We start from the raw sequence: 18,507 nt of genomic DNA, 5'->3' as shown, positions 1-18,507 counted from the left end.
GGACCGGCGCCCGCATCGCCGACGGCGGCTGTCCGCCCGCCGCGACGGAGTGCCGTCCGGGGCACCCCGCCTTGCCGGCCGGGCGGGCGTGTGGTTGGTTTCGGGGCAGACCAGATCAGCGGCACACCGAGGAGACACGCGTGGACGACCCGGTTCTCGTCGAGCGGGACGGTCCCGTGGAGACGTGGACGATCAACCTGCCGGAGGCCCGCAACCCCATCTCCGGCGACGACGTGATCGACGCGTTGGTCGCCCGGGTCGAGGCGGTCAACGCCGACCGGGCGGTCCGGGCGGTCATCGTCACCGGCGCCGGCAGCGCCTTCTCCGCCGGCGGCAACGTCAAGGACATGGCGGACCGGGTCGGCCTCTTCGGCGGCTCCCCGCACGAGCTGCGCGACGGCTACCGTCGCGGCATCCAGCGGATCCCCCGGGCGATGTACGCGTGCGACGTGCCGCTGATCGCGGCGGTGAACGGAGCGGCCGTCGGCGCCGGCTGCGACCTGGCGCTCATGTGCGACCTGCGGATCGCCTCGGAGCGGGCGTTCTTCGCGGAGAGCTTCGTCAAGCTCGGCATCATCCCCGGCGACGGCGGCGCCTGGCTGCTGCCCCGTGCCGTCGGCGCCGCCCGGGCCGCCGAGATGACGCTGACCGGGGACCGGGTCGACGCCGCCACCGCCCTGGAGTGGGGGCTGGTCTCCCGGGTCGTGCCGCACGAGGAACTGCTCACCGAGGCGCGCCGGCTCGCCGACCGGGTGGCCGCGAACCCTCCGCACGCCGTACGGATGGCCAAGAAGCTGCTGCGCGAGGCCCAGCACCAGAGCCTCGACAGCGTGCTGGAGCTCTCCGCCGCGATGCAGGCGCTGGCGCACCAGACCCGGGACCACGACGAGGCGGTCCGCGCCTTCCTCGACCGGCGCGAACCGCACTTCACCGGGGAGTGAGCGGGACGGCGGCCGGCGCGCCGCCGTAAGGAAGGGCACCTTCCTATCGCGTGCGCGATAGGAAGGTGCCCTTCCTTACATGCGAGGGCGTCAGCGTTGCACGCGCGCGCCGGCGCCCCGGACGAGCGCCTCGACCTCCCGGAGGCTGGCCATCGAGGTGTCGCCGGGCGTGGTCATCGCCAGCGCGCCGTGCGCCGCGCCGTACTCGACGGCGGTGGCCAGGTCGCCCTTCTCCAGCAGTCCGTAGATCAGGCCGGAGGCGAAGCTGTCGCCCCCGCCGACGCGGTCCATGATCTCCAGGCCGGGCCGGTGGGTCGCCTCGACGAACCGTCCGTCGGCCCAGGCGATCGCGCCCCAGTCGTTGACGGTGGCCGTGCGCACCGTACGCAGGGTGGTGGCGACGACCTTGAAGTTGTCGTACTCCCTGGTGGCCGCCTCGATCATCCGCTGGAAGTTGGCCACCTCCAGCTCCGACAGCGACGCGTCGGTGTCGGGCACCTCGAAGCCCAGCGAGGCGGTGAAGTCCTCCTCGTTGCCGATCATCACGTCGACGTACCGGGCCAGCCGCCGGTTCACCTCCTGCGCGCGGGCCTGCCCGCCGACCGCCTTCCAGAGGCTGGGCCGGTAGTTGAGGTCGTACGAGACGACGGTGCCGTGCCGGGCGGCGGCGGCCATCGCCGCCTCCATCGTCTCCGGGGTGGTCTCGGACAGGGCGGCGTAGATGCCGCCGGTGTGCAGCCACCGCACCCCCAGCGTGCCGAACAGGTGGTCCCAGTCCACCTGGTCGGGCCGGAGCTGGCTGGCGGCGCTGTGGCCGCGGTCGGAGGTGCCGACGGCGCCCCGGACGCCGAAGCCGCGCTCGGTGAAGTTGAGCCCGTTGCGCACGGCGCGGCCGACCCCGTCGTAGGGCAGCCAGGTCACCAGCGACGTGTCCACCCCGCCCTGGAGCACGAGGTCCTCCAGCAGCCGGCCCACCTCGTTGTCGGCGAACGCGGTCACCACGGCGGTCCGCAGCCCGAAGCAGCGGCGCAGGCCGCGCGCCACGTTGTACTCGCCGCCGCCCTCCCAGGCCCGGAAGGTGCGGGCCGTGCGGACCCGGCCCTCGCCCGGGTCGAGCCGCAGCATGATCTCGCCGAGGGAGACCAGGTCGTACCGGCACTCGCCGGCCGGACGGATGGACAACACGGCTCAGGCCTCCACGGCGGGTCGGGCGGCCTCGACGGCCGCGGCGGTGCGGGCGGCGACCTCGTCCCAACGCCCGGCGGCGATTAGGTCGGGCGCGACCATCCAGGTGCCCCCGACGGCCAGCACGGCCGGCAGGGCGAGGTAGTCGGAGAGGTTGGCGGTGTTGACCCCGCCGGTCGGGATGAACCGCACCGAGCGGTACGGCGCGGCGAGCGCCTTGATCATCGCGACGCCGCCGAGCTGCTCGGCGGGGAAGAACTTGACCGTGTCGAGCCCGGCGTCGAGGGCCATCTGGATCTCGGTGCCGGTGGCGACGCCGGGGAAGACGGGCACGCCCGCCTCCTGGCAGCGCCGGACGACCGCCGGGGAGAACCCGGGGGTGACGACGAACCGGGCGCCCGCCTTGACGGCCCGGTCGACCTGGGCCGGGGTCAGCACGGTGCCGGCGCCGACGAGCAGGTCGCCCCGCTCGGACATGACGCGGATCGACTCGGCCGCGGCGTCGGTGCGGAAGGTCACCTCGGCGCAGGGCAGCCCGCCGCGCACCAGCGCCTCGGCCAACGGGGCGGCGTCGCGGGCGTCGTCGAGCACGACGACCGGCAGGATCCGGGCCGCGCCGACGGCCGCCACGACCGCAGGGCTCTGTTCATCATTCTGTACGCCAGTCACATATGTGACCCTAGCGCTGCCGTCCGGCCTGTCAACCCCGCTAGAGTGGCGCCCATGACGCTGCCCGGCGGGTTCCAGCCCGTGAAGTCCTCCACCCGGACGCTGGAGGTGCTGGAGGCGCTGGCCGCCTCGCCGCAGCGGCGCTCGTTGGTCGACCTGGCCCGCGCGCTGGACATCCCGAAGAGCAGCCTGCACGGCATCCTGCGCACCATGGCCCAGCGCGGCTGGGTCGAGAGCGACCCGACCGGCACCCGGTTCGGGCTCGGGGTGCGCGCGCTCCAGGTCGGCGCCGCGTACCTCACCAGCGACGACACCGTGGGCCTGCTCGGCGGGGTGCTCGACGACCTGTCCCGGCAGTTCGGCGAGACCGTCCACCTCGGGCGCCTGGACGGCGCGCACATCGTCTACCTCGCCAAGCGCGAGTCGGTGCACCCGCTGCGGCTCTACAGCGCGATCGGCCGGCAACTGCCGGCGCACGCCACCGCCCTGGGCAAGGCGCTGCTCGCCGAGCGCCCCGACGAGGCGCTCGGCGGGCTGCTGACCTGGCCGTTGTCCGCCCTCACCCCGCACACCGTCACCGACCCCGACGCGCTGCGCGCCGAGCTGGCCGCCGTCCGGGAACGCGGCTACGCGGTGGACCGCGAGGAGAACACCGAGGGCATCGTCTGCTTCGCGACGGCCGTACCCCTGGCGGCGCCGGCCACCGACGCGATCAGCCTGTCGGTGCCGGTGGCCCGGCTGGGCGCCGCCGGCGAGGACCGGATCGTGGCCGCGCTCCGCCGGGCCGTCGACCAGGTCCGGGCGGCGCGCGGCCTGCTCTCCACCGCCTGACCCGGCGCCGTTCCGACGCCCCCGCCGCCCACCGGCGGGCCCGGCGCGGGCGCGCACCGGCCGTCGCCGAGGGCGACGCGCGGGCCACAACTGGCAACCTTCTTGACAGATGTGTCGAGATATCGACAGACTTCTTTCAGAGAGCGCTCTCTTGATCCGTCTGCCACCCTCGCCGCACCGGGAGGAACCCCCTTGTCTCGAAGACTGCGCATGCTCGTCCCCGCCGCCGCCGGCCTCCTGCTCCTCGGCCTGACCCCGGCGGCGGGCCACGCCAGCGACACGTCCCCCGCCGCCCCGGACCGCACCGCGGCGGCCCCGACCGGCCCCAGCCCCGCCCTGGTCGAGGCGATGCGCCGCGACCTCGGCCTCACCACCACCCAGGTCGACGAACGCCTGCGCACCGAGGCGGCGGCGCCGGTGGTCGAGCGGCGCCTGCGGGCGAAGCTCGGCCCGGCGTTCGCCGGCGCGTGGATCCCGCCCGGCGGGCAGCGCCTCACCGTCGCCGTCACGGATGCGACCCTCGCCACGGCCGTCCGCGCCGAGGGCGCCGACGTCACGGTCGTCACCCGCAGCGAGCGCACCCTCGACGCGGTCAAGCGCGCCCTCGACCGGCGCACCGTCGCCGCCGACCCGCGCGACGTCCACGGCTGGCACGTCGACGTCGCCCGCAACAGCGTGGTCGTGACGGTCCGGCCGGGCGCCGCCGACAAGGCGATCGCGTACGCCAAGGCCAGCGGCGTGCCCGCGGACGCGATCCGGGTCGTCACCGCCACCGACGCGCCCCGCCCGCTCTACGACATCCGCGGCGGCGACCAGTACGTGATCAACGGCAACACCCTCTGCTCGGTCGGCTTCGCGGTCGTCGGCGGCTTCGTCACCGCGGGCCACTGCGGGGGCGTCGGCAGCCCGACCCTCGGCTACAACAACGTCTCCCAGGGCACGTTCGCGGGATCGTCGTTCCCCGGCAACGACTACGGGTGGGTACGCACGAACGGCTCCTGGACGCCGCAGCCCTGGGTGAACAACTACGCCGGGGGCAACGTCACGGTCGCCGGATCGCAGGACGCGGCGATCGGCAGCTCGGTCTGCCGCTCCGGGCGCACGACCGGCTGGCGCTGCGGGACCATCCTGGGTCGCAACGAGACCGTCAACTACCCGCAGGGCGCGGTGTCGGGCCTGACCCGCAGCAACGCCTGCGCCGAGGGCGGCGACTCCGGCGGGGCCTGGATCTCCGGCAACCAGGCCCAGGGCGTCACCTCCGGCGGCTCCGGCAACTGCTCCACGGGCGGCACGACCTGGTTCCAGCCGGTCAACGAGATCCTCGGCGTCTACGGGCTGTCCCTGGTGACCACCGGCGGCGGCGGCGGAAGCCGGCTGATCAGCAACTGGAACAACCGCTGCATCGACGTGCCGAACTCCAACTTCTCCGACGGCGTGCCCCTGCAGACCTGGACCTGCAACGGCACCGCCGCGCAGTCGTGGACCTTCACCGGCGGCACGCTGCGTACCCAGAACAACAAGTGCATGGACGTGGCGTGGGGGTCGACCGCCAACGGCGCGGTCATCCAGATCGCCAACTGCAGCGGCAACCCGGCCCAGCAGTTCGTCCTCTCGGCGGCCGGCGACCTGGTCAACCCGCAGGCCAACAAGTGCGTCGACATCAAGGAGTGGAACAACTCCGACGGCGCCCGCCTGCACCTGTGGGACTGCCTCGGCGCCGCCAACCAGAAGTGGCGTCGCGGCTGACCCGGTGCCCGCCTGTCGTCGCGCCCGCACCGACCGGCCGACCGACCGCCGCGAGAGAGGTCGCGCCGGCGCAGTTCCGCCAAGGAGGTCCTACATGTTCAGAGTCCGTACCCGCCGCCGGCCGTGGGCGCTCGCCCTCGCCGCCACCGCGATCATCGCCGCCACGACAGCCCTCTCCGTGCCGGTCCACCCCGAACCGGCGCAGGCCGCCATCGGGGGGATCACCTGGCAGGACGAGTTCAACGCCGCCGCCGGCACGCCCGTCAACCAGAGCAAGTGGCGCTTCGACATCGGCGGCGGCGGCTGGGGCAACAACGAACGGCAGTACTACACCAACAGCACGAGCAACGCCGTGCACGACGGCCAGGGCAACCTGGTGATCACCGCCCGCCGGGAGAACCCCGCCAACTACCAGTGCCACTACGGCCGGTGCGAGTACACCTCGGCCCGGCTGCTCACGGCGGCCACGTTCACCCAGGCGTACGGCCGCTTCGAGGCCCGCATCAAGATCCCCCGCGGTCAGGGCATCTGGCCGGCGTTCTGGATGCTCGGCAACGACATGGGCAGCGTGGGCTGGCCCAACGCGGGCGAGATCGACATCATGGAGAACATCGGCCGGGAGCCGAACACCGTCTACGGCACCATCCACGGCCCGGGCTACTCGGGTGGCGGCGGCATCACCGGCAGCCGCACCATCGGCCAGCCGCTCGCCGACACCTTCCACACCTACCGGGTGGACTGGGAACCGAACTCCATCATCTGGTACCTGGACGGCGTCGAGTACCACCGGGTCGACCCGGGACGGCTGGGCGGCAACCGCTGGGTGTTCGACCACCCCTTCTTCATGATCCTCAACGTGGCGGTGGGCGGTAACTGGCCGGGCTACCCCGACGCCTCCACGCAGTTCCCGCAGCAGATGCTCGTGGACTACGTACGCGTCTCGGGCTACACCTCGGGCGGCAACCCGCCGGCCGGCACCAACGCCATCCGGGGCGCACTCAGCGGTCGGTGCATCGACATCCCGAGCGCCAACCCGGTCGACGGGGCCAAGCTCCAGATCTGGGACTGCAACGGCACCGCCGCGCAGGCCTGGACGTTCGCCTCCGACGGCACGATCCGGGCGATGGGCAAGTGCATGGACCCGGCCTGGGCCGGCACGGCGAACGGCACCGAGGTCAACCTTGTCACCTGCAACGGCAACCCGGCGCAGCGGTTCACGCTCAACGCCGCCGGTGACCTGGTCAACCTCAGCGCGAACCGGTGCGTCGACGTACGGGACCGCAACCCCAACAACGGGGGCAAGCTCCAACTGTGGGACTGCACGGGCGACGCCAACCAGAAGTGGTCCCGCGTCTGATCCCTCGGGCAGCACGCGGGCGCCGGCAGGGTCGGCCGGGGCACACCGCCTCGACCGGCCCTGCCGGCTCGCGCCCCTCAGCGGCCGTCCTGCCGGTCCCGCACCACGACCGTCTCGTCGGCACCCGTCACACCCTGTCCGGCACGCCACTCCCGACCCAACGCCGGACCTGCTCGGCCGCCTGGTCGGCGACGGCATGCCCCACGGGGCGAGTCACCAGGTCGCTCAACGCGAACATGTCCAGGACCCGCCCCACGTAGGCCCAGTCCTCGACCAGGGCCAGGTCCGCAGGCTGCCGCTCAGCGAATCCCGCGCGGAAGCCGTCCAGGAAGCCGGCGGGATAGTCGGCGCCGAACCGGGCCATGTTCGCGGCGTCGCCGTACGGGCAACCGGAATAGCTGAACTCCCAGTCGAGCAGCGCATCCACCCGCCAACCGCCGCCCACGCGAGAGACCAGGATGTTCTTCGGGTTGATGTCGGCATGCACCAGCCGGGTGTGACCGTCGACGCCTTCCAGCGCCGACGAGTGAGCCGCGCACAACTCCACCCAGGCGCGACGCGTCCCGCCGTCGAGCCGGCCCTCGGGAACCGCGGCCATACAAGCCTCGGCGACCTCAACCAGTTGCTGCGACCACGGGTCTTCCTCCTTGACGGTGAGGTCCCCGTCGACAAAGAAGCCTCGCCGGTCGAACGCCACGACGGCGACCCCCGCGACGACCCTTCCGACCTCAGCCCCCAGCTCACCCGCTTCCGCCTGACCAAGATCACCCTTGGCGAGCACCCCGCTCAGCACATCGCCGGCCACATACTCGATGACCATCGCCGGCCGCACGCTCCCGTCCTCACCGGGCGTGACCAACAGAACGTCCGGAACCGGCACATGCCGACGGGCGACGGCCATGACCCCGGCCTCGATCGCCGGGTCCGTTCCTCCGAACCGGGCAACGACCTGGCCGTCAGCAAGCGTGAGCAGGCGTGTCTCGTGGGAGAAGCCGCCCGCCAACACCGACGTCGTCACCACCCTGCTACCCAGCGCCGCCGCGATGCCCTCGAGTTCTCCGATCCGCATCCGACCAGTCAATCAGGACGGTAGGACAGCCAACCGACCGAAGTTACTTGCCCACTTCCGCACGGGTCGCCTACCGTCGTCGGGCACCTCCCGGTGCGCAGGCAACGGCTACTTCCGCTTCCCACGGGGAGACGCGGGTGCGAATCCCGCCGCCGCCGGAAGGCGGTGTCGACCAGCAGCCCAGGTCACCTTGGCCCGCGAGGGCCGGTCTCCGTTGCCGCCTCGACCTCGGGAGGTGCGCACGCCGCGTACCCGGTGCGCAGACAGCGGATACTTCATCTACGGGTCGGGGGTTCGAGTCCCCTCCAGCCCTCCGGGCGCTGGTAGCTCAGCTGGCAGAGCGACCGCTGTCGACCTTCTGATCTCGGGTACGCGGCGTGGCCGTCATTCCCGGCCACGGTCACCGGGCGGCAAACCTCGTTGCCCCGAGGCGGCGCCACCGCTACGTTCGTGCCCGCACCTCCCGGTGCGAAGGCGACGGTTACATCTTGGAGGGGTGCCCGCACCCCGTTGAAGAGGCCGTCCGTCGCCGGCTCCGATCTCGGGAGGCGCGACCACGCCGCACGCCCGGTGCGCAGGTGACGGTTACTTCAGGGATCCGCGGGTTGGAGGTTCGAGTCCTCCGCCGCCTCCGGGTGGCTAGCTCAAGCGGCAGAGCGGCGGACAGGTCCGTCGCCGACTTCTGGTCTCGGGTGTGCGGTGCGGTCGCGCCTGCCGCTGCACCCACACGGGGTACGCGATGGCCAAGTTCAACCTCAAGCGGCGGCGCGACAAGCTGCCCGTCACCACCGAGGGCGCGCCCGGCTTCGCCCGCGAGCCACGGGCCGAGCTGTTCCTGCTGGGCGTGTCGAACATGGTCGGCGAGGACACCTTCTACGAGGGCGCCGCCGACCGGGACTCCCGGTTCCGCGAGCTGGTCGCCGCCGTGGCCGTCGCCGACCCCGACTGGTTCGCGCGTTTCGTGCGGTGGCTGCGTACCGGCGCGATGCTGCGTTCCGCATCCGTCGTGGCCGCCCTGGAGGGCGCCCGCGCGCAGGTCGCCGCCGGCATCCCCGGTTCCCGGGCGGTGGTGGACTCCGCGTTGCAGCGGGCCGACGAGCCGGGCGAGGCCCTCGCGTACTGGCTGGGGCGCCACGGCCGGACGATGCCCAAGCCGGTCAAGCGGGGCGTCGCCGACGCGGTGGCGCGGCTGTACCACGAGCGGAGCCTGCTCAAGTACGACGCCGACGGCAGCGCGGTACGGTTCGGCGATGTCATCGACCTGACCCACCCGACGGCGCGGGACGAGCGGCAGGGCGACCTCTTCCGGCACGCGCTGGACCGCCGGCACAAGCGCGACAACCCGCTGCCCGGGTCCCTCACGATGCTGGCGGCGCGGGCCGAGCTCATGGCGTTGCCGGTCGAGCGGCGCGTCGGGATCACCGACCCGGCGGTGCTGGGCGCGGCCGGCATGACCTGGGAGGCCCTCGCGGGCTGGCGGCAGACCGCGATGGACGCCGCGGCGTGGGAAGCGATCATCCCGACCATGGGTTACCTGGCGCTGCTGCGCAACCTGCGCAACTTCGACCGGGCCGGCGTCAGCGACACCGTCGCCGAGGCTGTGGCGGCGAGGCTGGCCGACCCGGGCGAGGTCGCCCGGTCGCGCGTGCTGCCGATGCGGTACCTGTCGGCGTACAACGCGGCACCGAGCCTGCGGTGGGCGTACCCCTTGGAGCGGGCGTTGCAGCAGGCGCTGGCGCACGTGCCCGCCCTGGACGGGCGGACCCTGGTGCTGATCGACACGTCGGGCTCGATGAACAGCGCGTTCAGCAAGGACGGCACGCTGCGCTGCTGGGACGCGGCCACCGTGTTCGGCCTCGCGCTGGCCGCCCGCGCGCGGGACGCCACGGTGGTGTCGTTCTCCAACTCCAGCACGGTGTTCCCGGCCGTCGCCGGCGAGTCGGTGCTGGCGGCGGTGCGCCGGTTCAAGGAGGGTGGCTACTTCCACGGCGCCGGGACCCAGACCGAGAAGGCGGTGCGCGACCACTACGACCGGCACGACCGGGTGGTCATCCTCACCGACGAGCAGGCGCACTGGCACGGCGCGGCGGACGTCACGGCCGCCGTGCCGGCGCGGATACCGGTGTACACCTGGAACCTGGCCGGGTACCGGGTCGGGCACGCGCCGGCGACCGGCAACCGGCACACGTTCGGCGGCCTCTCCGACGCCGCGTTCGCGATGATTCCGCTCATCGAGGCGGGGTCACGAGACCAGTGGCCCTTCTGACCCGTGTCGCGGCGTCGGCCCCGTCGCCCGGGGCCGGCGCCGGGGCACGGCCGGTGGACGATGCCCATTGACGGACGTCTAGGCACGTTGCAAGATGCGGGCGCACCCGTCTTGGTGTGAAGCTCCGGTGATCCCTGGCGTACCGCGATCAGGAGGCCCAGCACTGTGAATACCGGTCTGTCGCTCGTGCTCTTCCCCATCGCGCTGGGCATCGTCATGCTCGGCCTCGGGCTGACCCTGACCATCGCCGACTTCCGTCGCGTCGTCGCCTATCCCCGGGCCGTGATCATCTCCCTGGTCTGCCAGATGCTGGTCCTGCCGGCCGTCTGCCTGGGCCTGGTGCTCGCCGCCGACCTGCGCCCGGAGTTGGCCGTCGGCATGATGCTGCTCGCCGCCTCCCCCGGCGGCAGCACGGCCAGCCTCTTCAGCCACCTGTTCCAGGGCAACGTCGCGCTGAACGTCACCCTGACCGCCATCAACTCGGTGCTCGCCCTGTTCACGCTGCCGGTGATCGTCAACCTCTCCGTCGCCGCGTTCATGGGCTCGGACAGCTCGCTCGGCCTCCAGTTCGACAAGGTGCTCCAGGTGTTCGCCCTGGTGCTCATCCCGATCGCGATCGGCATGGTCGTCCGGCAGCGGCGTCCCGCGTTCGCCGCACGCATGCAGCGACCGGTGAAGATCCTCTCCATCGTGGTCCTCATGGTGGTGATCGTCGGCGCGGTCCTCGGCGTCAAGGACGAACTCGCCGCCACCATCGGCGCGGTCGGCCTCATCGCCCTGCTGTTCAACCTGCTCAGCCTGGCCATCGGGTACGCGGCGCCGCGCCTGCTGCGCGTCGGGCACCGGGACTCCGTCGCGTCGTCGTTCGAGATCGGCGTCCACAACGCCACCCTGGCCATCACGATCGCGCTCAGCCCGGCCCTGCTCAACAACACCGACATCGGTATGCCGCCGGCGATCTACGGCATCCTGATGTTCTTCACCGCCACCGCCTTCGGCTTCGTCGCCGCCCGCCGCTCCCGGGCCGCGGACGATCCGACCCGCCTGCCCACCCCGACGGCGTGAGCGGGCATTGAGCCACACCGCGCGAGCGGCGGCGTGCCGTACCGCCGCTCGCGCGCGTCATCGGGCTTCCCCTGGTGTCCGGCCATGACGCGGCACGGTCCCGACTTCACGGCCGGGCTGCCCCGCAAGCGCATGGGCGCCGGCCTGCTCGTGACCGGTCCCGCCGGCCGGGTCCTCCTCGTCGAGCCGGCGTACAAGGCCTCGTGGGAGATTCCCGGCGGGTGCGTCGAGGCGGACGAGTCTCCACACCGGACGGCGGTCCGCGAGTGCCGCGAGGAGCTCGGGCTCGCCATCGAGCCGGGGCGGCTGCTCGTCGTGGACTGGGTCCCCCCGCAGCGCGGCCGGACCGAGGGGGTCATGTTCGTCTACGACGGGGGCCGGCTGACGCCGGCGCAGGCCGCCCGGATCGTCTTGCCGCCCGCCGAGCTGCGGAGCTGGTCGTGGTGTGACCGGCGGGAGGCCGACGGGCGGCTGGTCCCGCTGCTCGCCCGACGGGTCGCGCAGGCACTCGCCGCGCGCGACGACGGCGGCACCCGCTACCTGGAGGACGGCTTCCGGGTGAGCTGACCCGTCCTGGATCCGCTCCACCTCACCTGCCGTGAAGGCTGGACCGGCGCGTCATCGACAGTGACCATTGGTAGCTGTGCAAATACTGTGGGTTGGATACTTCGCTCCCCCACCGCCGCCGACCCGCGACCGCCGACCACGTCACCGCGCAGCGAGGAGACACGCCCGTGACCGGAGCCGCCGCCCGCACCGAACGGGACACCACGTCGGAACATTCGGCTCCGGCAGGGGCGCAGTCGGTCCTGCCGGAGCTGCGGACGATGTACTGGGAGACCGGGATGCAGGCGCGGTCGGAAGCCGGCCTGTTCACCGTGTTCGCCGAACTGCCCCGGCTGGTCTGGACGGCGGTCCGGACCAGCTGGCGGGCCGACCGCCTCCGGACCTCGGTGGTGGCCGCCGCGACACTCGGCGGCGGGGCGATGGCCGCCTTCGGGCTGCTGGCCACCCAGCGGGTGCTCGTCGAGCTGTTCGCCGGGGGCCCGACCACGGAGAAGGTGGTCGCCGCGACGCCCGCGCTCGCCGTGCTGGCGGGGGCGACCGCGCTGCGCGCCGGCATGGGCATCGCCACCGGGTACGCGCAGAACGGACTCACCCCGCGGGTGAGCCGGGAGGTGGAACGCGGCCTGTTCGAGATGTCCACGGCGGTACGGCTGGAGGCGTTCGACGCCGACGCGTTCGCCGACGACATGGAGCGCGCCTCCCGGGGCACCGAGTCGACGGTCGACCTGGTCGAGTCGTCGATGAATCTGCTCGCCGGGCTGGCCGGCCTGCTCGCCGTGGCGGTCGCCGTCGTCGTCATCCACCCGCTGCTGCTGCTGGCGCTGTTGGTCGCCACGCTGCCCAAGGCCTGGGCGTCGCTGCGGGCCGGGCACCTGCGCTACCGGACCTACACGGCCGGCTCGGTGCGGCGACGGCGACTGTGGCTGCTGCACCGGCTGATGGCCGAGCGGGACTCGGCGCCGGAGCTGCGCTCCTACGGGCTGCGCCGCTTCCTGCTGGACCAGTACGACCGGGTGATGGAGGTCGAGACCGACATCGAGCTGGCCCTCGCCCGCCGGGTCACCACGACCACCACGGTCGGGGCGGTGATCGGCGGAATCGCCACCGCCGTGGTCTACCTCCTGCTCGGGCTGCTGCTCGTCGACGGTCAGATCCCGCTCGCGGCGGCGGCGACCTGCGTGGTCGCGGTGCAGGCCGCGCAGCGTTCGCTGGCCGTCACCACCTTCCAGGTCGACCGCGTCTACACCGAGGGTCAGCACTTCGGCGACTACGCCGGGTTCATGACCCGCGCCGCCGACTACCTGCCCGACCCGGCGCCGGGCGCCGCGGGCGCCGACCCCGGCCCGCTGCGCGAGCTGGCCGTGCGGGAGGTCAGCCTGCGCTACCCCGACCGGGACATCCCCGCCGTGGACCGCGTGACGCTGACGATCACGGCGGGGCAGACGGTGGCGTTCGTGGGCGAGAACGGCTCGGGCAAGACCACCCTCGCCGCGATGATCGCCACCCTGCGCGCGCCCACCGAGGGCGTCATCTGCTGGAACGGGCGACCCCTGCCCGAGTGGGACCTCGACCGGCTGCGGGCCCGCATCGCGGTGGTCACGCAGGAATACCACAAGTGGCCGTTCACGGCCGCGACGAACATCGCCGTCGGCGACGTCGAGAGCGAGGCACGGCAGGACCGGATCGAGGCCGCCGCCGCCCGCGCCGTCGCGCACGACATGATCCAGGAGCTCCCCGACGGGTACGAGACGCTGCTCGACCGGACGTTCGCCAGGGGCCAGGACCTCTCCGGCGGCCAGTGGCAGCGCATCACCGCCGCCCGCGGCTTCCTCCGCGACGCCGAACTGCTGGTCATGGACGAGCCGTCCTCCGCCCTCGACCCGCGCGCCGAGGACGCCCTGTTCCAGGCCATCCGGGACCGGCAGGGCCGGGCGACCACCATCCTCATCACCCACCGGCTGGCCAACGTCCGGCACGCCGACCGGATCTTCGTCCTGCACGACGGCGCGCTGGTCGAGGCCGGCAGTCACGCCGAACTCGTCGCCGCCGGCGGCCGGTACGCCGAACTGTTCGCCCTCCAGGCCGCCGGCTACCACGGCGCCCACGACGAGCACGCCACCGCGCCACGGCAGCGCTGACCGACGGACGCTCCCGCCCCCGGGTGGTGCCCCGGGGGCCGGAGCGTCGCGTCAGTGGATGATGACCGGAGCCTTCGGCTGCCCCTCCTGCTGGCCGTCGAGCAGGTGCGACGGCTCGCGCCGGCGCGGCAGGAACGCCACCGGGACGAACGTGACCAGCACCAGCGCGAACGCGACCCAGAACGTGGTGGCGAAGGAGCTGGCGGCGAAGTCGAGGCCACGCTGGATGAGCGAGGGGTCGACCGGGAACTGCTCGGCCAGCTCCGGCTGCTGCTGGAGGGCGATGGCGAGACCGGCCTCCGTCACCGGCTCCCCGCTCGGGTCGGTCGCCCCCGGGATCGGCCGGGAGCCGTTCAACTCGCTGGTGAGGATCACCGACATCATGGCGGCGCCCACGGACCCACCGATCTGCTGGAGGATGTTGACCAGGGTGGAGCCACGGGCCACGTCGTGCGCCTTGAGCGTCTTCAGCGCCGAGGTCATGATCGGCATCATGGTGCCGCCCATGCCCAGGCCCATGACGAACAGCGACCCGCAGAGCAGGACGTACGAGGTCTGCGGATCGACCTGGGTGAAGGTGAAGAACCCGAGGGCGATGAGCGCCAGCGCGAACGGCACGGTGCGGCCGACGGGGACCCGGTCGGCCAGCATCCCGGCCACCGGCATGGTGACCATCGCGCCGATGCCCTGCGGTGCCATCAGCAGGCCGGCGGCCAGCGTCGTCTCACCGCGGATCTGCAGGAAGTAGCTCGGGAACAGCAGGCCGGCGCCCATGAACGCGATGATGAACACGAACATGGTCACCGCCGCGACGGTGAGGTTGCGGTTGCCGAACAGCCGCAGGTCGAGCAGCGGGTGCCGGATCCTGAAGGAGTACAGGACGAAGGCGACGAGGAGCACGCCGCCGACCAGCATGGGCACCCAGACCTCGGTGTCGGCGAACGTGCCGGTCTCGGGCAGCGTGGAGACGCCGTAGAGGAAGAGGGCGAGCCCCGGCGAGAGCATCAGCATGCCGAGGAAGTCGAACGACTCGGACGGCTCGGGGTTGTCCTTCGGCAGCGCCAGTGCGGCGTAGACGAGGGCCAGGACGCCGATCGGCAGGTTGATCAGGAAGATCCAGTGCCAGCTCGCGACGTCGATCAGCCAGCCGCCGAGGATCGGGCCTCCGATGGGACCGAGCAGCATCGGGATGCCCAGGACGGCCATCAGCCGGCCGATCCGGTGCGGCCCGGCCGCCCTGGTCATGATCGTCATGCCCAGCGGCAGGAGCATGCCGCCGCCGAGGCCCTGGAGCACGCGGTAGCCGATGAGCTGCCCGATCGTGTCGGCGTTGGCGCACAGTCCCGACCCGATCGTGAACAGCGCAATGGCGATCATGTAGAGCCGCTTGGTGCCGAACCGGTCGGCGGCCCAGCCGCTGAGCGGGATCACCGTGGCCAGCGCGAGCGTGTAGGCCGTCATGGTCCAGGCGACCTCGGCGTACGACGCGTTGAACTCGCGCTGGAAGGTCGGCAGGGCAACGGTGACGACCGTCACGTCGAGGATCGACATGATCGCGCCGAGGACGACGACCCCGGCGACCTTGAGCACCGAGGCGTCGAGTTTGTCCGAGGTCGCGATGGATTGCTGTGTCACTAATTCTCCTGGGTCCCCGTGGTGGCCGGCGCGAGCCGTGCCTCGACCTGTCACGTACTGACACTGTCCGCAGGCAGACTAACGAGCGGCACCGACGATCGGCGTACGATTTCCGACCGCTGGGGAGTGGGCGACGCCACGTCGGCGAGCGGGTCGACCGCCGGACGGGGCGCTCCTTCGCGCGAAGGCGGTCAGCCCACCTTGGGTACGGCGCGGGAGATGATCGCGGCGAGGTCGACGCCGCGGGGCAGCGTGCCGTACGCCTGGCCGTGGTCGCCGCCGAGCCGGGAGGCGCAGAAGGCGTCGGCGACGGCGGGGTGGCCGTGCCGCACCAGCAGCGAGCCCTGCAGGACCAGGGCGAGCCGTTCGACGACCCGGCGGGCCCGCAGCTCGACGTCGTCGTGGTCGGACAGCTCGGCCTGCACCCGGCGTACGGCGGCGTCGAGCCGGGCGTCGGCGCCGGCCGCGGCGGTGACCTCGGCCCGGAACGCCGCCATGACCTCGGGTTCCCTGGTGAGGGCGCGCAGCACGTCCAGCGCGGCGACGTTGCCCGAGCCCTCCCAGATCGAGTTCAGCGGGGACTCGCGGAACAGCCTCGGCATGCCCGACTCCTCGACGTAGCCGTTGCCGCCCAGGCATTCGAGGGCCTCGGCGGCGTGCGCCGGCCAGCGCTTGCAGACCCAGTACTTGCCGACGGCGAGGGCGAGCCGCTTGAACGCGGTCTCGCCGGCGTCGCCGCGCGCGGACCGGTCGGTGGCCCCGGCGAGGCGCATCATCAGGACGGTGGCGGCCTCGGACTCGACCGCGAGGTCGGCGAGCACGTTGCGCATCAGGGGCGCCTCGACGAGGTACCGGCCGAAGGCCTGCCGGTGGGTGGCGTGGTGGGCGGCGGTGGTCACGCCCTGGCGCATGCCGGCCGCCGCGCCGATGACGCAGTCGAGGCGGGTCAGGTTGACCATGTCGATGATGGTGCGCACGCCGCGGCCCTCGTCGCCGACCCGCCAGGCGACCGCGTGCTCGTACTCGACCTCGGCGGAGGCGTTGGAGCGGTTGCCGAGCTTGTCCTTGAGGCGCATCAGCCGCATCGGGTTGCGCGTGCCGTCCGGCAGGACGCGCGGGACGAGGAAGCAGGTGAGCCCGCCCGGCGCCTGGGCGAGGGTGAGGAAGACGTCGCACATCGGCGCCGACGTGAACCACTTGTGCCCGAGCAGGCGGTAGGTGCCGTCCGGCTCGGGGCGGGCGGTGGTGGTGTTGGCGCGTACGTCCGAGCCGCCCTGCTTCTCCGTCATCGACATGCCCGCCAGCAGTCCCCGCTTGGCCAGCGGCGGACGCAGCCCGAAGTCGTACGACGTGGCGGTGAGCAGCGGCTCGTAGCGCGCGGCCAGCTCCGGGGCGTGCCGCAGCGCCGGCACGGCGGCGTAGGTCATCGAGATCGGGCAGCCGTGGCCGGCGTCGGGACGCCAGGTGTAGAACTTGGCCGCGCGGGCCACGTGCGCGCCCGGCCGGTCGTCCGCCCACGGCGCGGCGTGCAGGCCGTGCGTGACCGCGGTACGCATCAACTCGTGCCAGGCCGGGTGGAACTCCACCTCGTCGACGCGGTGGCCGTGCCTGTCGTGGGTGCGCAGGACCGGCGGGTGCTCGTTCGCCAGCCGCCCGTGCTCGATCGCCTGCTCGCCGCCGCCGAGGCGGCCCAGCTCGTGCAGCTCGGCGGCGGCCCAGCCGGCGCCCTCGCGTTCGAGCCCGTCGAGCAGCGCCGCGTCGTCGGCCGTGTCGTGACCGACCAGCGGGGGAACCTGGTTGAGGACCTCGTGCGTCGTCACGGCGACACTCCCAGCGCGCGGTGGAGGAAGGCGGTCAGGTGCTCGATGGTGCGCGGCCCGGCGACCCCGGCCGCGAGGGGGCCGACCATCGCCTCGGCCAGGGCGCCGACCAGCGCGGTGGCGGTCAGCTCGGGATCCTGCGGGGGAAGTTCTCCGCTCGCCACCCCCTGGGCGACGTGACCGGCGATCAGCTCGGCGTACGCGCGGCGGAAGACGAGCCGCTCGGCGTCGACGGCCGGGTCGGCCGGCTCGGCGAGCAGCGCGTACGCCAACCGGGGCGAGCGCAGCGCCCGGCCGGAGAACGTCTCGATGACGGCGGTGACCCGCTCGGCGACGGTGCCCTCCAGCGCCGCCGCACGCGCCACCGCGTCCACCTCGCGCTGCGAGGCCGTGCGGAACACCTCGGCGACCAGGTCGGCCTTGGTGGGGAAGTGCCGGTAGACGCTGCCGGTCGCCATCCCGGCCCGCTCCGCGACGGCGGCCACCGAGCAGCCGGCGTACCCGTGCTCGGCCATGATCTCCAGCGAGGCGGCGATGATCCGCTCCCGGGACGCGCTCAGCCGGGCCTTCACGCGTTCGGTGCTCCGGTAGACCACGCAAGGATTGAACCACCATTCAATCCTTGCCGGCAAGGTCGCCGCCGCGAGCGGCGGAGGGGCGCCTCCCGTCTCCGGGAGGCGCCCCTCCGCGATGGCCGAAACCTGACCCGCTGGCCGAGCGGGGCGGATGCGGTCAGCAGCCCTGCCGTCGGCTGTAGATCTGGTGGCGCGCGCCCGCCCAGCCGATGTAGCCGACCGCCTCGACGCAGTAGGATGCCGTGCCGGTGACGCCGACCGGGCCGGCGTGGTAGCTGAAGTCACCGGAGTCGGTGTCCGCGCTACCCGAGCGGGTGCAGTGCGCGCCCTCACCGGAACGCTCGGCACAGCGGTAGATCTGCACGAAGGTCGGTGCCGACTTCCCGTAGGCCGCGCCCCGGTGGTAGAAGCACGCGCTGTTGGTGCCCCCGTTGCTGCTGTTGTAGTAGATCACCAGTTCGCCGTAGCCCGACGACTGCACCTGGCTGTAGATGATCGTGCCCGAGCAGGAGCCGGCCGCCTGGGCGGCGGGTGCGCCGATCGTCATGACCGACGCGACGGTCACCAGTGCCATCAGGGTCGAGAACACTCTCTTCATGGTCACCAAGGCCCAATCCACAGTCGACTGTCTTGCGTTGTGGAT

The 18,507-nt window shown here is 72.7% G+C and carries 15 protein-coding genes; 8 read left to right on the top strand and 7 right to left on the bottom strand.

The features are described from left to right. The first annotated feature begins 140 nt into the window (after positions 1-140). On the top strand, positions 141-941 hold the full coding sequence (locus EV374_RS14900) for a crotonase/enoyl-CoA hydratase family protein (protein ID WP_132235697.1): 801 nt from the start codon (positions 141-143) through the stop codon (positions 939-941). Positions 942-1,031: 90 nt separating this feature from the next. Here the strand turns inward: EV374_RS14900 and EV374_RS14895 are convergent, their stop codons facing one another. Then, positions 1,032-2,126 carry a sugar kinase gene (locus EV374_RS14895; protein ID WP_132235695.1) on the bottom strand — a complete coding sequence of 365 codons (1,095 nt, stop codon included), beginning with the start codon at positions 2,124-2,126 and terminating at the stop codon, positions 1,032-1,034. A gap of 3 nt (positions 2,127-2,129) precedes the next feature. Further along, positions 2,130-2,795 carry a bifunctional 4-hydroxy-2-oxoglutarate aldolase/2-dehydro-3-deoxy-phosphogluconate aldolase gene (gene eda, locus EV374_RS14890; RefSeq protein ID WP_132235693.1) on the bottom strand — a complete coding sequence of 222 codons (666 nt, stop codon included), beginning with the start codon at positions 2,793-2,795 and terminating at the stop codon, positions 2,130-2,132. Between the two features lie 54 nt (positions 2,796-2,849). Between eda and EV374_RS14885 the strand changes: the two genes are divergently transcribed. The 3 genes from EV374_RS14885 (at position 2,850) to EV374_RS14875 (ending at position 6,729) form a co-directional block, all read left to right on the top strand. Then, a complete protein-coding gene (locus tag EV374_RS14885) occupies positions 2,850-3,626 on the top strand; it encodes an IclR family transcriptional regulator (protein WP_486485766.1) in 777 nt (258 codons plus the stop codon). A gap of 192 nt (positions 3,627-3,818) precedes the next feature. Further along, the gene (locus EV374_RS14880; protein WP_486485765.1) at positions 3,819-5,372 is read left to right on the top strand and encodes a ricin-type beta-trefoil lectin domain protein; all 1,554 of its coding nucleotides are present in this window, start codon (positions 3,819-3,821) and stop codon (positions 5,370-5,372) included. A 94-nt stretch (positions 5,373-5,466) separates the two neighbouring features. Then, positions 5,467-6,729 carry a family 16 glycosylhydrolase gene (locus EV374_RS14875; RefSeq protein ID WP_132235689.1) on the top strand — a complete coding sequence of 421 codons (1,263 nt, stop codon included), beginning with the start codon at positions 5,467-5,469 and terminating at the stop codon, positions 6,727-6,729. Between the two features lie 127 nt (positions 6,730-6,856). On the opposite strand, the gene EV374_RS14870 is transcribed toward EV374_RS14875, so the two are convergent. Further along, positions 6,857-7,798: a phosphotransferase gene (locus EV374_RS14870; protein ID WP_132235687.1), complete on the bottom strand. Its 942-nt coding sequence runs from the start codon at positions 7,796-7,798 to the stop codon at positions 6,857-6,859. A gap of 739 nt (positions 7,799-8,537) precedes the next feature. Here EV374_RS14870 and EV374_RS14865 point away from each other — a divergent pair. The 4 genes from EV374_RS14865 (at position 8,538) to EV374_RS14850 (ending at position 13,834) form a co-directional block, all read left to right on the top strand. Continuing rightward, complete coding sequence (locus EV374_RS14865; protein WP_132235685.1) at positions 8,538-10,064, top strand: TROVE domain-containing protein; 1,527 nt, start codon at positions 8,538-8,540, stop codon at positions 10,062-10,064. Positions 10,065-10,229: 165 nt separating this feature from the next. Further along, entirely contained in the window at positions 10,230-11,129 is a 900-nt protein-coding gene (locus tag EV374_RS14860) for a bile acid:sodium symporter family protein (protein WP_132235683.1), read from the top strand. 84 nt (positions 11,130-11,213) lie between these two features. Next, positions 11,214-11,696: an NUDIX hydrolase gene (locus EV374_RS14855; RefSeq protein ID WP_486485764.1), complete on the top strand. Its 483-nt coding sequence runs from the start codon at positions 11,214-11,216 to the stop codon at positions 11,694-11,696. A 260-nt stretch (positions 11,697-11,956) separates the two neighbouring features. After that, positions 11,957-13,834 carry an ABC transporter ATP-binding protein gene (locus tag EV374_RS14850; RefSeq protein WP_132236026.1) on the top strand — a complete coding sequence of 626 codons (1,878 nt, stop codon included), beginning with the start codon at positions 11,957-11,959 and terminating at the stop codon, positions 13,832-13,834. Positions 13,835-13,885: 51 nt separating this feature from the next. Here the strand turns inward: EV374_RS14850 and EV374_RS14845 are convergent, their stop codons facing one another. The 4 genes from EV374_RS14845 to EV374_RS14830 all read right to left on the bottom strand — a co-directional run bounded on the left by EV374_RS14845 (position 13,886) and on the right by EV374_RS14830 (position 18,462). Next, positions 13,886-15,469: a DHA2 family efflux MFS transporter permease subunit gene (locus tag EV374_RS14845; RefSeq protein ID WP_132235681.1), complete on the bottom strand. Its 1,584-nt coding sequence runs from the start codon at positions 15,467-15,469 to the stop codon at positions 13,886-13,888. Positions 15,470-15,660: 191 nt separating this feature from the next. Beyond that, positions 15,661-17,289 (bottom strand): isovaleryl-CoA dehydrogenase, encoded by a 1,629-nt coding sequence (locus EV374_RS14840; protein ID WP_132235679.1) that lies wholly within the window; start codon positions 17,287-17,289, stop codon positions 15,661-15,663. Continuing rightward, the gene (locus EV374_RS14835) at positions 17,286-17,885 is read right to left on the bottom strand and encodes a TetR/AcrR family transcriptional regulator (protein WP_132235677.1); all 600 of its coding nucleotides are present in this window, start codon (positions 17,883-17,885) and stop codon (positions 17,286-17,288) included. The genes EV374_RS14840 and EV374_RS14835 overlap by 4 nt, the downstream gene beginning before the upstream one ends. 136 nt (positions 17,886-18,021) lie before the next feature. Then, positions 18,022-18,462, bottom strand: a complete 441-nt coding sequence (locus tag EV374_RS14830) for a hypothetical protein (RefSeq protein ID WP_132236024.1) — start codon at positions 18,460-18,462, stop codon at positions 18,022-18,024. Positions 18,463-18,507: the final 45 nt, after the last annotated feature.

The sequence above is a fragment of the Micromonospora sp. CNZ303 genome, from assembly GCF_004345505.1.
Note: the sequence above shows the minus strand (reverse complement) of the source record. Positions and strands in the feature narration are given on the sequence as shown.

What these genes read in the sequence shown, in the direction of transcription:
- EV374_RS14885 (WP_486485766.1), top strand. Translation starts at nt 2,850, where the DNA reads ATGACGCTGCCCGGCGGGTTCCAGCCCGTGAAGTCCTCCACCCGGACG.
- EV374_RS14875 (WP_132235689.1), top strand. Translation starts at nt 5,467, where the DNA reads ATGTTCAGAGTCCGTACCCGCCGCCGGCCGTGGGCGCTCGCCCTCGCC.
- EV374_RS14870 (WP_132235687.1), bottom strand. Translation starts at nt 7,798, where the DNA reads ATGCGGATCGGAGAACTCGAGGGCATCGCGGCGGCGCTGGGTAGCAGG.
- EV374_RS14865 (WP_132235685.1), top strand. Translation starts at nt 8,538, where the DNA reads ATGGCCAAGTTCAACCTCAAGCGGCGGCGCGACAAGCTGCCCGTCACC.
- EV374_RS14855 (WP_486485764.1), top strand. Translation starts at nt 11,214, where the DNA reads ATGACGCGGCACGGTCCCGACTTCACGGCCGGGCTGCCCCGCAAGCGC.
- EV374_RS14850 (WP_132236026.1), top strand. Translation starts at nt 11,957, where the DNA reads ATGTACTGGGAGACCGGGATGCAGGCGCGGTCGGAAGCCGGCCTGTTC.
- EV374_RS14830 (WP_132236024.1), bottom strand. Translation starts at nt 18,462, where the DNA reads ATGAAGAGAGTGTTCTCGACCCTGATGGCACTGGTGACCGTCGCGTCG.